The following is a 14432-nucleotide window of genomic DNA, read 5'->3' on the forward strand; positions in this document are numbered from 1 at the left end:
GTGGAGCGCTCCTACCGTGGTCGGGCCCGCACGCCGCCCCGGAGGTCCGAGATACCGTGACGATCGCGCACCGGCCCGTCGCGCAGCTCCCGGACGACGTCGTCTCGCTGCTGCGCGGGCCGAACCGCGGCTTCGTGGCCACGGTGCGCCCGGACGGGTCCGCGGAGACCACCGAGACCTGGGTGGACACCGACGGCACGCACGTGGTGATCAACGCGGTGGAGGGCCTCGCGCAGGTGCACAACGTGCGCCGCGACCCCCGCATCTCGGTCGCCGTGGCCGACGCCGGGCGCCCCGACCGCTACGTCTCGGTGCGCGGCCGCGTCGTCGAGGTCACCCCGGACGGCGCCGACGAGCACCTCGACACCCTCGCGCGGCGCTACCTCGGCGGCCCGTACCCCGGCGACCGGCGCCAGACCCGCCTCATCCTGCGCATCGTCCCCACGGCGGTCCAGCGCGGCGGCTGAGCCCCGCCGGTCCTACCGGTGCACCGCGGTGCCCTCGCTGCCGCCCGAGCGGGCGAGCCGCTTGGCGAAGCAGTCGTCGGCGCCGAGGCCCTGCCGGTCGCACCACCCGTTGGCCGTGGCCGCCGACGACGAGGGCGACGCCAGCACCGTGACCCAGTAGTCGCCGCCGGTGAACACCGGCCAGTCGCCCGACCACAGCAGCCTCGCCTGCGGGTACCGCGCCCGCAGGGCCTCGTGCTCGGCGAGGATCGCGGCGGCGTCCCAGGTGCGGCCGCCGTCGACCAGGCCCGGCCGCTTCGACGACAGCTGCGGCACCCAGGCGCCGGTCACCGCGTCCAGCGCCGCGTCGTCGGACCGGGCGAGGCGATGCAGCTCGGTGGTGGGGTCAGTAGTGGGGGCGGCCGTCGTGTCCCCGGAGGCGGGCGCGACCTCGGTGGTGCCGACGTCGGTCCCGGGCGCCGGCTCGCCCTCGGCGAGCGACGGCGTTCCGGACGACAGCCCGAGCAGCTCGGGGCGCACGAGGCCGACCCCGAGCCCGACGAGCAGGACGACCAGCAGCGCGACGGCGCCGACGACCAGGCCACTGGCTCCCCGCCGCGGCGGGGGCGCGGGCCACGAGCTCGACGGGAGGGACCCGGGGTACGGGGTGGGCGACACGGACGGAGGGGCCGGCGGCCACGGGGTGCGCGCGTCGGGCCAGGGCCACGCCGGGAGCCCGTCGTCCGGCACGCCCGGCCAGGGGTGTGCGGGCTCGTGCGGGGTCCAGGTGGTCGCGGCGGGCAGCCCGGTGTGGGTGTCCGCGGCGGCGACCGGGACGGACCGCTGCGGTGCGGCGAGGGCGGTCTCGGCGGTGCTGCGACGGGGCTCCGCGGTCACCGGCTCCGACGCGGGCCGGGGCCGCGGGACCACGACCACCCGGGTGCGCGGCGGCGGGGTGAGGGTCGGCGCCGACGGCAGGGCGAGCGGCCCGGTCGGCGCGTCGAGGACGTCGGGCTCGGGATCGGTGTCGGGCTCGGGGCGGTGGTGGCGGCTCATGCCGTGCCCCGGGTCAGCGTGCAGCTGGGTGCCGCGGTGTCGGTCCACGCCGTGCCGGTGCTGTCGTCGGGGGCGAAGGTGATGACGGAGCCGCCGGACGGGCTGAGCACGAGCTCCGACCCGGAGAGCGCGTAGGAGCCGGCGGTCGCGGTGCCCGTCCCCACCGACACGCTCCCGGTGCCGTCGAACACCATCTCCGAGGAGGGCCCGAGGTCGCAGCCGGGGCTCGCCGTCCACGAGCCCTCGAGGTCGGCGGCCGTCGTGGACGTCGTCGTCGTGGTGCTTGTGGACGCGCCGGTGTTGTCGGGGACGCCCGACACCTCCGGCACGGTCGGTGCCGAGGTGGTCGTCGACCCGGGCACCCCGTCCGACGGGACGAGACCGGGCACGAGCGCGGGGTCGGTGCTGGTCGTCGTGTCCTCGACGGTGTCGGTGCTCTCGTCGCCCAGCTCGGTGGCGGGCGCCTCGGGGGCCGGGAAGTCCGGGGACACCGTCGCGGTGCTGGTGGCGTCCTCCTCGCCCTCGGTGCCCCGCGGGCGGTCGCTGGCCTCGCCGGTGTGGACGTCGACGACCGTGTACTCGTTGGTCACGTTCGTCGTCTGGTGCTGGATCACCGAGATCGTGGTCGACCGGAACGAGGACCAGCGCGGCCCGACGTAGGCGACGGAGCTGAACGACTGCGGCGCGGTCAGCGGGTTGCCGCAGAAGCAGCGCGTGACCGGGTTGCCGTAGGGGTCGACGAGCACCGCCGTGCCGGCCTGCAGCACCGCGGGCCACGCCGTGACGTGCCCGCCGCTCCAGCCGTGGTTGGTGACGTACGTGTCGGAGCGCAGGACCACCGAGGTCAGGCCGTCGACGTAGCGCGAGATCGTCGTCGACGACCCGTCGCGCAGCCCGAGCACCGACGCCCAGCCCGAGGCGCGGTCGGGGTGCTGGCCGAGGTAGCGCACGAGCGCGGAGCGGTCGCACGCGGCGTCGTCGCCGGTGCCGCCGAAGAGCCCTGGCGTCGTGCCGGTGTAGCGCCCGCCGGTGTGGGCGACGGGCCGGACGCCGACCGCGTCGCTGCCGGCGCCGGTCATGAACGGGTTGGCCCCGGTGGTGGCGACGGGCTCGAGCGCGACGCCGGTCGGCGCGGCCATCTCGCGGGCGACGAGCATCCCGGCGAGCGCGGCCACCAGGATCGCGAGCACGACGAGGAGCACGATCGCCGCGACCGGGGTGCGGCGCGGCGGCGGGACCTGCACGACGTACGGCGGCGGCACCAGCACCGAGATCACTCCCCCCGGAGCCCGCCCGGGGCGGGCGGGTCGTTCCGAGTGGATCTCGCGCGATCCTCGCGGACCGTTAGTGCCCGCAGCGCGACGTCACCCGTTCGTGGGGCGGCACCCGCCCGGTCGGCCCAGGACGGAGCGGACTATTCCGACGCGACGTGCTCGGTGGGGCCGAGCACCGCCCCCTGCGGCCGGCGCCGGTAGAGCCCGCGCTTGGCGATGTACTGCACGACGCCGTCGGGCACGAGGTACCAGACCGGCTCGCCGGCGGCGACGCGCTCGCGGCACGCGGTGGACGAGATGGCCATGGCGGGCACCTCGAGCAGGCTGACGGAGCCGCTCGGGAGATGGCCGTCGTCGAGCTCGAAGCCGGGCCGGGTGACGCCGACGAAGTGCGCGAGCCGGAACATCTCGTCGGCACGGTGCCACGACAGGATCTGCTCGAGGGCGTCGGCGCCGGTGATGAAGAACAGCTCGTCGTCGGGGAACTTCACCGCCAGGTCCTGCAGGGTGTCCACGGTGTAGGTGGGGCCGTCGCGGTCGACGTCCACGCGGCTGACGGTGAACCGCGGGTTGGACGCGGTGGCCACCACCGTCATGAGGTAGCGGTCCTCGGCGCCGCTGACCGCGTACCCGCTCTTGCGGTAGGGCTGGCCGGTGGGCACGAACACCACCTCGTCGAGCGCGAAGCGGACCTGCGCCTCGCTCGCGGCCACGAGGTGCCCGTGGTGCACGGGGTCGAAGGTGCCGCCCATGACCCCGATCCGGCGGCCGCTCATCCGTTCAGCCTAGGTCGTCGTGGGCACGGGAGGCGGCTCACACCGGCAGCAGCCCCGACACCACGCCCGCGAGCTGGGCGGCCGTCCGGCACTCGTGCATCGGCACGACCTGGCCGTAGCGCCGCGCGGCGGAGTCGCCGGTGCCCCACTGGACCTGCGGCTCCGGGTTGAGCCAGTGCACGTGACGGGCCTTCTCGGCGAGGTCGGCGAGCACCGTGAGGTTGGGGTCGCGGTAGTTGGTGCGGGCGTCGCCGAGCAGCAGCAGCGAGGTCCGCGGGCCGACCACGTCGGGCCAGCCTTCGCGGAAGCGTCCCAGCGCGCCGCCGTAGTCGCTGTGCCCGTCGAACGCGATGAGCCCGGGGCGCGCGGTGATGTCGCTCATCACGCCACCGAGGTCGTTGCCGGGGCCGAAGAGGTCGGTGACCTCGACGCACCCGTCGACGAAGCAGAAGATCCGGATGCGCGAGAACTGCTCGCGCAGAGCCTGGACCAGCATCATCGTGAAGTGGCTGAACCCCGCCACCGATCCCGAGACGTCGCAGAACAGCACCAGCTCGGGGCGCCCGGGCCGCGGTCGCCGGTACGCCGGGCGCATGGGCACCCCGCCGGTGGACATCGACCGGCGCAGCGTGCGCCGCAGGTCCATCGGTCCCCGGCGGGCGCGCCGGCGGCGCGCGGCCAGCCGCGAGGCGAGGTGGCGGGCCAGCGGTGCGACGCGGCGGCGCAGGTCGGCGAGCTGCTCGGAGTTCGCGGTGAGGAAGTCGACGCGGTCGCCCTGCTTGGGGACGCCGGTGCGCGCCGCCGCCTCGCGCCCGCGGATCTCCGCGCCGCGCCGGCGGGCCTCGTCGCCGACCATGCGGCGGAACGACGCGATCCGGTCGCGGACCTCGCGGCGCGAGACCTCCTCGGCGAACGGGCTGTCCCAGTCCGCGTCCGCGCCGCCGCGCAGGTCGGCGAGCACGCGCGCGAGCAACGTCTCGGGGCGCACGGCGTTGAGCGCCTGGTAGGCCGACCACGACGTCGGGCGCCCGCCGCCGCCCTCGCCGCGGTCGCCTCCACCGCCGCCCTGACCCTGTCCCTGCCCGCCCTGTCCCCGGCCCCGGCCCCGGCCGACGGCGCCCAGGCCGTCGACGATCGCGCGCGCGATCTCCGCCATCGCCGCGGTGTCGCCGTCGCGCAGCAGGCCGGCGAGCAGGTCGCGCAGCGCCTCGACGTCCACCGACCCGTCCTCGGCGTAGGGCAGCGCGACCTCGCCGAGCGCCGCGCCCTGCCCCAGCGGGAACCACAGGTCGAACAGCGCGTCGAACACCGCGCGCTGCCCGGACCGGCGCAGCATCGCCGCGGCCAGGCCCTCACGCAGCTGCTCGCGGCGCAGCAGGTCCAGCTCGGCGATCACCGCCGCTGCGTCCACCGACTCCCCCGGGCCCACCGCGATCCCCGCGCGGCGCAGCGCGCCGACGAAGTCGACGAGGTGGGCCGGCAGGCCGCCGTGCCGCCGAGACTCGATGGTCGAGCTCCGCTGCGCTCCGTCTCCCGCCGCGCTCATCAGTTGAGCCTGAGCTCCGCGACCGCGCGCTGGGCGTCGGCCTGGTGCTTGAGCACGACGCCGAGGGTGGAGCGCACCGTGTCGTCGTCGAGCGTGTCGAGCCCGAGCGCGAGCAGGGTGCGGCCCCAGTCGATCGTCTCGGACACCGAGGGCGCCTTGCGCAGCTGGATGCCGCGCAGCACCCCCACGATGCGCACCAGCTCCTCGGCGAGGGCCTCGCCCAGCTGCGGCACGCGGGTGAGCACGATGCGGCGCTCGAGCTCGGGATCGGGGAAGTCGAGGTGCAGGAACAGGCAGCGCCGCTTGAGCGCCTCGGACAGCTCGCGCGTCGCGTTCGAGGTCAGGAGCGTGAACGGCCGCTGGTTGGCGGTGATCGTGCCCCACTCGGGCACCGTCACCTGGAAGTCGCCGAGCACCTCCAGCAGCAGGCCCTCGACCTCGACGTCGGCCTTGTCGGTCTCGTCCACCAGCAGCACGGTCGGCTCGGTGCGCCGGATCGCGGTGAGCAGCGGGCGCGGCAGCAGGAACTCCTCGGAGAACACGTCGTCGCGCGTCGCGTCCCACGCCTCGCCCTGGCTCGCGGTGATGCGCAGCAGCTGCTTGGCGTGGTTCCACTCGTAGAGCGCGCGGGACTCGTCGATGCCCTCGTAGCACTGCAGGCGCACCAGACCCGCGCCCGTCGCCTCGGCGACGGCCCGCGCCAGCTCGGTCTTCCCGACGCCGGCCGGACCCTCGACGAGCAGCGGCTTGCCGAGGCGGTCGGCGAGGAAGACGGTGGTGGCGACGGCCGTCGACGCGAGGTAGCCGACGTCCGCGAGCCGGGTGCTGACGTCGTCGACGGAGTCGAACAACGCCTTCTGGGCCTGGTGGCCGACCGGCTCGGTGCTCACGCGCCGCATCCTGCCCGCCGCGTCCTCTGTTGTCCCGGGGATGTGGCCGGTCCGGTACCGGGGGGTAGGGGCACCTCCGGTGCCAGCGTGGCGGCCACGCTGGCGTTGAACGCCAGGAAAGCCCCCACGACGGCGCAGTGCCGTCACCCCGGGAGGCGTACCTCGCCGCGCCGCACTGCTCGACAGTGAGGCGATGCAACGTCTCTCCTGGCCGACGGCGGTCGTCGCCCTCGGCTTCCTCGCTCTGGTCGGCCTCATGTTCTGGCGGGCGACCAGCAACCCGGCGAGCTTCACCTTCACCGACGTGTGGTCCGCGGCCGGCCCGATCGTCGGCGTCGTCGTGGGCGCCGTCCCCGCCGCGGTGTTCGGCACCCGCTCGCAGGAGACCGCCCACAAGGCGAGCGTCCGCGCCGAGACCTATGCGGCCCGCCTCACGCCCGAGATGGCGGCCGAGGCCGAGTCGGCAGCCAGGGACCAGCTGGGGTGACGAGCAGCATCCCCCCGCCGTGATGAACGTATAGCGCGCCACGGGGCTTGTGGCAAGCCCTCCCCCGCGCCGGAGAATCGCCGTCCTCGCTGGTCAGGAGACGGGAGAACTGCACATGGTGGACGGGCCGACGCCCTTCGAGGTGCACGAGTCGGGCGCGCTGCTGCACGGCACCAAGGCGGACCTCGCGGTCGGCGACCTGCTGGTTCCCGGGCGCCCGTCGAACTACGAGGAGGGCCGGGTGATGAACCACGTCTACGTCACCGCGACGCTCGACGCCGCGGCCTGGGGCGCCGAGATGGCGCCCGGCGACGGCCCCGGGCGCATCTACGTCGTGGAGCCCACGGGCGAGATCGAGGACGACCCGAACGTCACCGACAAGAAGCTGCCGGGCAACCCGACCCGCTCCTACCGGACCCGCGAACCCGTCCGGGTCGTGGGCGAGATCGAGGGCTGGACGGGCCACACGCCCGAGCAGCTGCAGATGATGCGCGACGGCCTCGCCGACCTCCGGCGACGCGGCGCCGCGATCATCTACGACTGAGCGCCACCGGGGCCGGCTCCGCTGTCGGACCCGTCGTCCACCATGGAGCCATGACCGTCACCGCCGCTCCCGACCTGCGCGCCGACGCCGAGGCCACGCTGCAGCGCCTCGCCGGGCCCGACGCCGCGCTGCGCGAGGACCAGTGGGCGGCGATCCACGCGCTGGTCGCCGAGGGGCGCCGCGCGCTCGTGGTGCAGCGCACCGGGTGGGGCAAGTCGGCGGTGTACTTCGTCGCCACGGCCCTGCTGCGCGCGGCCGGCAAGGGTCCGACGGTGATCGTCAGCCCGCTGCTCGCCCTCATGCGCAACCAGATCGAGGCGGCGGGGCGCGCCGGCATCCACGCGGTGACGGTCAACTCCGCCAACACCGAGGGCTGGCAGGAGGTCTACGCCCAGGTCCAGGCCGGCGAGGTCGACGTCCTGCTCGTCAGCCCGGAGCGGCTGAACAACCCCGAGTTCCGCGACCAGGTGCTGCCCGAGCTCTCGCGCACCGCGGGCATGCTCGTGGTCGACGAGGCGCACTGCATCTCCGACTGGGGGCACGACTTCCGGCCCGACTACCGGCGCCTGCGCACGCTCATCGCCGAGCTGCCCGCGGGCGTCCCGGTGCTGGCCACCACGGCCACGGCGAACGACCGGGTGACCACGGACGTGGCCGACCAGCTGGGCGTCTCGCACAGCAACGCCGAGGCCCTCGTCCTGCGCGGCGAGCTCGACCGCGAGTCCCTGCGCCTCGCCGTGCTGCCGCTGGACAAGGGCGCCGACCGGTTCGCCTGGCTCGCCCAGCACCTCGACGACCTGCCGGGCTCGGGCATCGTCTACACGCTGACGGTCTCGACCGCCGACGAGCTGGCCGCGTTCCTGCGCGAGCGGGGCCACGCCGTCGCCGCCTACACCGGCAAGACCGACCCGGCCGAGCGCGAGCGCGCCGAGGACGACCTGCTGGCCAACCGCGTCAAGGCGCTGGTGGCCACGAGCGCGCTGGGCATGGGCTTCGACAAGCCCGACCTCGGCTTCGTCGTGCACCTCGGCGCCCCGCAGTCCCCGGTGGCCTACTACCAGCAGATCGGGCGTGCCGGCCGTGGCGTCGAGCGCGCCGAGGTGCTGCTGCTGCCCGGCCCGGAGGATCGCGACATCTGGGCCTACTTCGCCTCGCTGGCCTTCCCGGCCGAGCCCCAGGTCCGCGTGGCGCTGTCGGTGCTCGGCGACGCGGGGCGCCCGCTGTCCACCGCCGCGCTCGAGCCGCGCGTGGAGCTCAGCCGCGGCCGGCTCGAGATGATGCTCAAGGTCCTCGACACCGACGGCGCGGTCCGCCGCGTCAAGGGCGGCTGGGAGGCCACGGGCCAGGCCTGGGAGTACGACGGCGCCCGCTACACCGGGCTGGCCAAGGCCCGGCGTGCCGAGCAGCAGGCGATGCTCGACTACATCGCCACCGACGGCTGCCGCATGGAGTTCCTGCGCCGCCAGCTCGACGACCCCGGCGCCACCCCGTGCGGGCGCTGCGACAACTGCACCGGCCGCCACGCCGACCCGACCATCGGCGAGGACGTCCGGGTGCAGGCCCAGACGACGCTCGACCGTCCCGGCGTCCCGCTCGCGCCGCGCAAGCAGTGGCCCAGCGGCATGGACGCCCTCGACGTCCCGCTCAAGGGCAAGATCAAGCCCGAGGAGGCCGCCGAGGAGGGCCGGGCGATCGGACGGCTCACCGACGTCGGCTGGGGCCCGCGGCTGCGCCCGCTGCTGCGCGCCGACGACCTCACCCCTGACGCCGTGATCGACGCCGCGGTCGAGGTGCTCAAGGGCTGGGACTGGGCGCAGCGCCCCGCCGGCGTGGTGTGGCTGCCCTCGCGGCGGCGCCCGGTGCTGGTCGAGAGCTTCGCGCAGCGCATCGCCTCGATCGGCCGCCTCCCGCTGCTCGGGGCCCTCGCCGACGGCGCGCCCCCGCTCTACGAGGACCCGGAAGACGACAGCGAGCCCGAGCCACCCAACTCCGCGCAGCGCCTCGCCGAGGTGTGGTCCCGGCTCTCGGTGCCCGCGGGGCTCGACCCCACGGCGGGCCCGGTGCTGCTCGTCGACGACGTCGCCGACTCGGGCTGGACGCTGACGGTCGCCGCGGCCCTGCTGCGCCGCGCCGGGGCGCCCGCGGTGCTCCCCCTCGTGATCGCCACGACGGGCTGAGTGGCCGGTTTCGTGTCGTCCCCGCGCCTGGTAAGCCCTGCGGTGTGACCATCGCCGCTCTGTACCGCTACCCCGTCAAGTCGATGCTCGGGGAGACCCTCACGCGTGCCGTGCTCGACGAGCGCGGGGTCCTGGGCGACCGCGCCTACGCCGTGCTCGACGTCGAGTCCGGCGTCGTCGCCAGCGCCAAGGTGCCCAAGCGCTGGGCGAAGCTGCTGGAGTTCTCGGCCACGTTCGCCGGGGAGCCGGTGCCCGGGGAGGCGGCGCCGCCGGTGGTCATCACGTTCCCGGACGGGTCGACGAAGCGCAGCGACGACCCCGGCATCGACCAGGCGCTCTCCGACGTCCTCGGCCGCGAGGTCAAGCTGATCACCACGCCGCCGGACGGCGTGGCGTTCGAGGAGCTGTGGGTCGACATCGACGGCGTCGACGTGTCCGAGCTGGGTCCCGAGAACATCATCCAGGCCACCACCAAGCGCCAGGAGGACACCGGCGAGGCCATCAGCCACTTCGACGTCGCCGGGTTCGCCCCGCCCGGGCGCTTCTACGACCTCTGCGCCATGCACGTCATCACCCGGTCGACGCTGGACCGCCTGCGCGAGCTGTCGCCCGAGAGCGACTTCGACGCCCGCCGCTACCGCCCCAACGTGGTCCTCGACGGCACCGAGCCGGGCTTCGTCGAGAACGACTGGCCGGGCCGCGAGATGACGCTGGGCAACGACGTCCGGCTCGCGTTCAGCTTCCAGACCATGCGCTGCGTGATGACGACGATGGCCCAGGACGGCCTCCCCGAGGACCGCAACGTCCTGCGCACCGTCGCGAAGAACAATCGAATCCACATCGAGCACCCCGTCGTCGGCGGGAAGTGGGCCTGCGCCGGGGTGTACGCCGACGTCAGCGCGGGCGGCGAGATCGCCGTCGGCGACGCGCACGCCTGACGCCACGCCCGCCGCCCGAGGAGGAGGACACCCGGTGGATCCCCGGTCGAGCACGGTCGACGGGGTGCTGGCGCGCAGCGCGCGCCGCACCCCGGACCGCGTCGCGCTGCACTTCGGAGACCGCACGTGGACGTACCGCGAGCTCGACGACGCCGTCACCCGGGCCGCCGGGTACCTCGGCGAGCTGGGTGTCGGCGCCGGCGACCGCGTCGCCACCTACGGCCGCAACTCCGACGCCTACCTGCTCGCCTTCCTCGGGTGCGGGCGCCTCGGCGCGGTCCACGTGCCGATCAACTACGCGCTCACCGGCGAGGAGCTGGGCTACCTCGTCGAGCAGTCCGGCAGCCGGCTGCTGCTGATCGACCCGGCGCTGGCCGGCCCCGTCGACGCGCTGCCCGAGCAGCCGAAGCAGGTCGTGCCCCTGCGCGACGCGCCGGGCTCGCTGCTCGAGCGGGCCCGCGCCGGCGAGCTGCCCGAGCTGACCAGCACCGTCACCGACAGCGACCTCGTGCAGCTGCTCTACACCTCGGGCACCACCTCGCGACCCAAGGGCGCGATGATGACCCACCGCGCGCTGGTGCACGAGTACGTGTCGTGCGTCCACGCGATGGCGATGACCAGCGAGGACGACCCGCTGCACCCGATGCCGCTGTACCACTCGGCGGGCATGCACTGCTTCCTCATGCCCTACCTCATGGTCGGCGCGGTCAACCACCTCATGGAGGCCCCGGACGTCCCCGAGGTGCTGCGGCGCATCGAGGCCGACCGCATCGGCGCGGTGTTCCTCGCGCCGACGGTGTGGGTGCCGCTGGCCAACCACGCCGACTTCCCCACCCGCGACCTGTCGAGCCTGCGCAAGGCGTTCTACGGAGCGTCGATCATGCCGGGACCGGTGCTGGCGCGGCTGCGCGAGCACCTGCCCGGCCTGCGCGTCTACAACTGCTTCGGCCAGTCGGAGATCGGGCCGCTGGCGACGGTGCTGCAGCCCGAGGAGCACGACGAGCGCCCCGAGTCGTGCGGGCGCCCGGTGCTGTTCGTCGAGCTGCGGGTGATCGACGACGACGGTCACGACGTCGAGCCGGGCGGCACCGGCGAGGTGGTGTACCGGTCGCCGCAGCTCTGCGAGGGCTACTGGGACAAGCCCGACGAGACCGCCGAGGCGTTCCGCGACGGGTGGTTCCACTCCGGCGACCTCGTGCGCATCGACGACCAGGGCTACATCACCGTCGTCGACCGGATCAAGGACGTGATCAACACCGGCGGGGTGCTCGTCGCGTCGCGCGAGGTCGAGGACGCGCTCTACACCCACGAGGCCGTCGCCGAGGCGGCGGTGATCGGCGTCCCCGACGAGAAGTGGATCGAGGCGGTGGCGGCGTTCGTGGTGCTCAAAGGCGACGCCTCCGCCACCGGAGACGAAGCGCAGCGGAGCTCGACCATCGAGGACGACCTCATCGCCCACGCCCGGGCCCGGCTGGCAGGCTTCAAGACCCCGAAGGCCGTGTACGTGGTCGACGAGCTGCCCCGCAACCAGTCGGGGAAGCTGCTCAAGCGCGTCCTGCGCGACCAGGTCCCGACCTGACGACCGGGCCGGCCTGTCAGTTCAGGGCCAGGCGTGGTCGTCCGGTGCCGAGCGCCCGGACGCTCACGCAGTCGGCGCTCCCGAACGCGGGCATCGGTCGGCGGTCGATCGCGTAGAGGAGCAGGCCGATGGTCACGAAGTCGGTCGGCAGACCGCTGTGCTTCGGGGCGGCGTCCGTGCACACGTCCTGCAGGGCGATGTCCCGCACCCCGGGGAGGCGGGTCGACGCGGGCGGGACGACCTCGTCGGTGAGGCTCCGCACCGACACCCACGGCACGTCCCGGGGCGGTCCGTAGGCCGCGAGCCGGGTCAGCAAGGCACTCCCGGGGGCCAGCTGACGGCAGGCGGGCGAGCACGTCCCGGGCGCGAGCACCGAGCCGGCCGCCGCCAGCTCCGCCCCCTGCAGCGGCGACCCGAGGGTCACCACCCGCCGCGCGGCGGGCGCGCGACGTCCCTCGGCCAGCCAGAGCCAGGTCGCGATCCCGCCGGCCGAGAAGGCGACGACGTCGACCGAGGGAGCGCCGCGGCGCAGTGCCGCGGCGACCGCGGCGTCGATGGCGGCGGCCTGCCCGGAGAAGTCGCCGACGCCCCCGTCGGGAGGCTCGACGACCACCGTGCGGCGGTCCGCGACGCGGAGCCGCAGGGCGAGCAGCTGGAGCGTCGAGGTGTCACCGCCGAAACCCGGGACGAGCACGACGGTGCCGGGGACGTCGGGCTGCGCGCGGTCCGGCGGACGGAGCTCGTCGAGGACGGCGACGAGCGTCGCCCCCACCAGCAGCGTCGTCACGGCCGCCATCGCGAGCACGTACCAGCGTCGCCGCGGGCTCAGGCTCGACAGCGGGCCGTGGTCCGGCCACCGCGTCCGCCCTGCTCCCATCGACACAGCCTGCGCCTCCGCGACGGCCGCGACCAGGGCGGACATCGGGCGGGACGGTGCGGCGGCGCCGGGCGATCCCCGGGGCCGGACCCGTAACGATCAGGGCAGCCGGGCGTTCACCGTGGGGACGACCGGCTGGGGGGCTCTCGTGGGACGTACGGCGCAGACCGCAGGACGATGGACGGCGGCGACGCTGATCGTCCCGCTGGCGATGGCCCTGGTGGCCACCGCGGGCACGGCCCTGGCCGCCCCGAGCGCACCGCCGGCGGTGGCACAGGCCGCGCCCCCGTCGGGCGACCCCGAGGACGTCGAGCCCGCCCGGCTCCCGACGGCCGCGCCGACCCGGGCCGAGGTGCAGGACGAGCGCCTCACCGCGCCGAGCCCCTCCCCCGACTCCGGCGGCGCCGCGCAGGTCACGAGCCCCGACCCGCTCAAGCTCGTCGCCATCACCTGGACCGGGATCGCCCCGCAGCTGATCGAGCTGCGCAGCCGCCTGGCGTCCGGGCAGTTCGGGCCGTGGACGAAGGTCGACCCGGTCGACACCGAGCGCGACGGGCGCCGGACGGCGAGCACCGGCACCGAGCCGGTGTGGGTGGCCGACAGCCGCGAGGTGCAGGTGCGCGCGAGCACCGACGGGCAGCCGGTGACCCAGCGGGTGGCCCTGACCTCGATCGACCCCGGCGTGGGCAGCAACGACGCCCGGATCGCGGCGGCGTCGACCACCCCTGGCGGCGCCACCGGCAGCCCGTCGAGTCCGGCCGTGGTCACCCGCGCGCAGTGGGGCGCCGACGAGCGGCTGATGACCTGGACCCCGGAGTACACGCCGACCGTGCGCGCGGTGACCGTGCACCACACGGCGGGCACGAACGCCTACACGGCGGCCGACTCGGCGGCGATCGTCCGCGGCATCTACACGTACCACGCGCGCACCCAGGGCTGGGGCGACATCGGCTACAACGTGCTCGTCGACCGCTTCGGCACGGTGTTCGAGGGCCGCGCCGGCGGGCTGGCCCGGTCGGTGATCGCCGCCCACGCGGGCGGGTTCAACCGCGAGACCTTCGGCATCGGGATGATGGGCGACTTCACCGACGTCGCGCCGCCGGCCGCGTCGATCGAGGCGACCGCCCAGCTCGCCGCCTACAAGCTGGGCGGGCTCTACCGCGACCCGAACGCCACGGTCAGCCTGACCAGCACCGGCGGCGGGACGTCGCGCTACCCGGCGGGGCGGGCGGTCACGCTGCCGACGGTGTTCGCGCACCGCGACGTCGGCGCCACCGAGTGCCCGGGCAACACCGGGGTGCGCTCGATGCCGACGATCAAGAGCCGCACGGCCGCCCTCGTCGGGAACCTCGCGAGCTACCCGATCCGGCAGAAGTGGCTGGCGCTGCGCAGCGTGCTCGCCGAGCCCTCGGTGGTCGAGAGCCCGACGGCGCGCTCGGCGCGCGTGACCCGGTTCTCCGGCGCGAACGGCGCCGTCTACTGGTCGAGCGCCACGGGGGCCTGGGCGGTGTACGGCGTGATCGGCAGTCGCTACGACGCCCTGGGCGCCGCAGGCTCGCCGCTCGGGCTGCCGCGGACCGACGAGCGCGTCGCTCCCGACGGGCGCGGCCGCTTCAACCAGTTCCAGGCCGGCTCGATCTACTGGACGCCGCAGACCGGGGCGTGGCCGGTGAAGGGCGCGATCCTGACCAAGTGGGGCCAGCTGGGCTACGAGCGCTCGTCGCTGGGCTACCCGCGCGGCGCCGAGTACGCGGTCACCGGGGGTCTGCGCCAGGACTTCGAGCGCGGCTACCTGCGCTACGACTCCCGCACCGGCGTCGTCAACGTCAACCGCTGACCCGC

The 14432-nt window shown here is 74.9% G+C and carries 13 protein-coding genes; 7 read left to right on the forward strand and 6 right to left on the reverse strand.

The genetic code is table 11. From position 1 onward, the window contains the following. Positions 1–56: 56 nt before the first annotated feature. Entirely contained in the window at positions 57–467 is a 411-nt protein-coding gene (locus ACQPX6_RS21475; RefSeq protein ID WP_433782450.1) for a TIGR03618 family F420-dependent PPOX class oxidoreductase, read from the forward strand. A 12-nt stretch (positions 468–479) separates the two neighbouring features. Here ACQPX6_RS21475 and ACQPX6_RS21480 read toward each other — a convergent pair whose 3' ends face one another. The 5 genes from ACQPX6_RS21480 to ACQPX6_RS21500 all read right to left on the reverse strand — a co-directional run bounded on the left by ACQPX6_RS21480 (position 480) and on the right by ACQPX6_RS21500 (position 5988). After that, a complete protein-coding gene (locus ACQPX6_RS21480) occupies positions 480–1502 on the reverse strand; it encodes a hypothetical protein (protein ID WP_433782451.1) in 1023 nt (340 codons plus the stop codon). Then, entirely contained in the window at positions 1499–2770 is a 1272-nt protein-coding gene (locus ACQPX6_RS21485) for a DUF6777 domain-containing protein (RefSeq protein WP_433782452.1), read from the reverse strand. The genes ACQPX6_RS21480 and ACQPX6_RS21485 overlap by 4 nt, the downstream gene beginning before the upstream one ends. 146 nt (positions 2771–2916) lie before the next feature. Next, the gene (gene nadD, locus ACQPX6_RS21490; protein WP_433782453.1) at positions 2917–3552 is read right to left on the reverse strand and encodes a nicotinate-nucleotide adenylyltransferase; all 636 of its coding nucleotides are present in this window, start codon (positions 3550–3552) and stop codon (positions 2917–2919) included. Between the two features lie 37 nt (positions 3553–3589). Further along, positions 3590–5098: a VWA domain-containing protein gene (locus tag ACQPX6_RS21495; protein WP_433782454.1), complete on the reverse strand. Its 1509-nt coding sequence runs from the start codon at positions 5096–5098 to the stop codon at positions 3590–3592. Further along, complete coding sequence (locus ACQPX6_RS21500; RefSeq protein ID WP_433782455.1) at positions 5098–5988, reverse strand: AAA family ATPase; 891 nt, start codon at positions 5986–5988, stop codon at positions 5098–5100. Before ACQPX6_RS21500 ends, ACQPX6_RS21495 begins: the two co-directional genes overlap by 1 nt. Before the next feature lie 193 nt (positions 5989–6181). Here ACQPX6_RS21500 and ACQPX6_RS21505 point away from each other — a divergent pair, with 193 nt between their 5' ends. From ACQPX6_RS21505 to ACQPX6_RS21525, 5 genes are all read left to right on the forward strand, one after another. After that, positions 6182–6475, forward strand: a complete 294-nt coding sequence (locus ACQPX6_RS21505; RefSeq protein ID WP_433782456.1) for a hypothetical protein — start codon at positions 6182–6184, stop codon at positions 6473–6475. Between the two features lie 115 nt (positions 6476–6590). Continuing rightward, the gene (gene arr / locus ACQPX6_RS21510; protein WP_433782457.1) at positions 6591–7019 is read left to right on the forward strand and encodes an NAD(+)--rifampin ADP-ribosyltransferase; all 429 of its coding nucleotides are present in this window, start codon (positions 6591–6593) and stop codon (positions 7017–7019) included. Positions 7020–7069: 50 nt separating this feature from the next. Then, positions 7070–9196, forward strand: a complete 2127-nt coding sequence (locus tag ACQPX6_RS21515) for a RecQ family ATP-dependent DNA helicase (protein WP_433782458.1) — start codon at positions 7070–7072, stop codon at positions 9194–9196. Between the two features lie 44 nt (positions 9197–9240). Further along, entirely contained in the window at positions 9241–10134 is an 894-nt protein-coding gene (locus tag ACQPX6_RS21520; RefSeq protein ID WP_433782459.1) for an MOSC domain-containing protein, read from the forward strand. A 34-nt stretch (positions 10135–10168) separates the two neighbouring features. Continuing rightward, a complete protein-coding gene (locus ACQPX6_RS21525) occupies positions 10169–11713 on the forward strand; it encodes an acyl-CoA synthetase (protein ID WP_433782460.1) in 1545 nt (514 codons plus the stop codon). 16 nt (positions 11714–11729) lie between these two features. On the opposite strand, the gene ACQPX6_RS21530 is transcribed toward ACQPX6_RS21525, so the two are convergent. Next, entirely contained in the window at positions 11730–12635 is a 906-nt protein-coding gene (locus tag ACQPX6_RS21530) for an esterase/lipase family protein (RefSeq protein ID WP_433782461.1), read from the reverse strand. A 103-nt stretch (positions 12636–12738) separates the two neighbouring features. Here ACQPX6_RS21530 and ACQPX6_RS21535 point away from each other — a divergent pair, with 103 nt between their 5' ends. Next, complete coding sequence (locus ACQPX6_RS21535; protein WP_433782462.1) at positions 12739–14427, forward strand: N-acetylmuramoyl-L-alanine amidase; 1689 nt, start codon at positions 12739–12741, stop codon at positions 14425–14427. Positions 14428–14432: the final 5 nt, after the last annotated feature.

This window comes from Actinomycetospora sp. CA-101289, assembly GCF_050955895.1.
In the GTDB taxonomy this organism is placed as follows: Bacteria; Actinomycetota; Actinomycetes; order Mycobacteriales; family Pseudonocardiaceae; genus Actinomycetospora.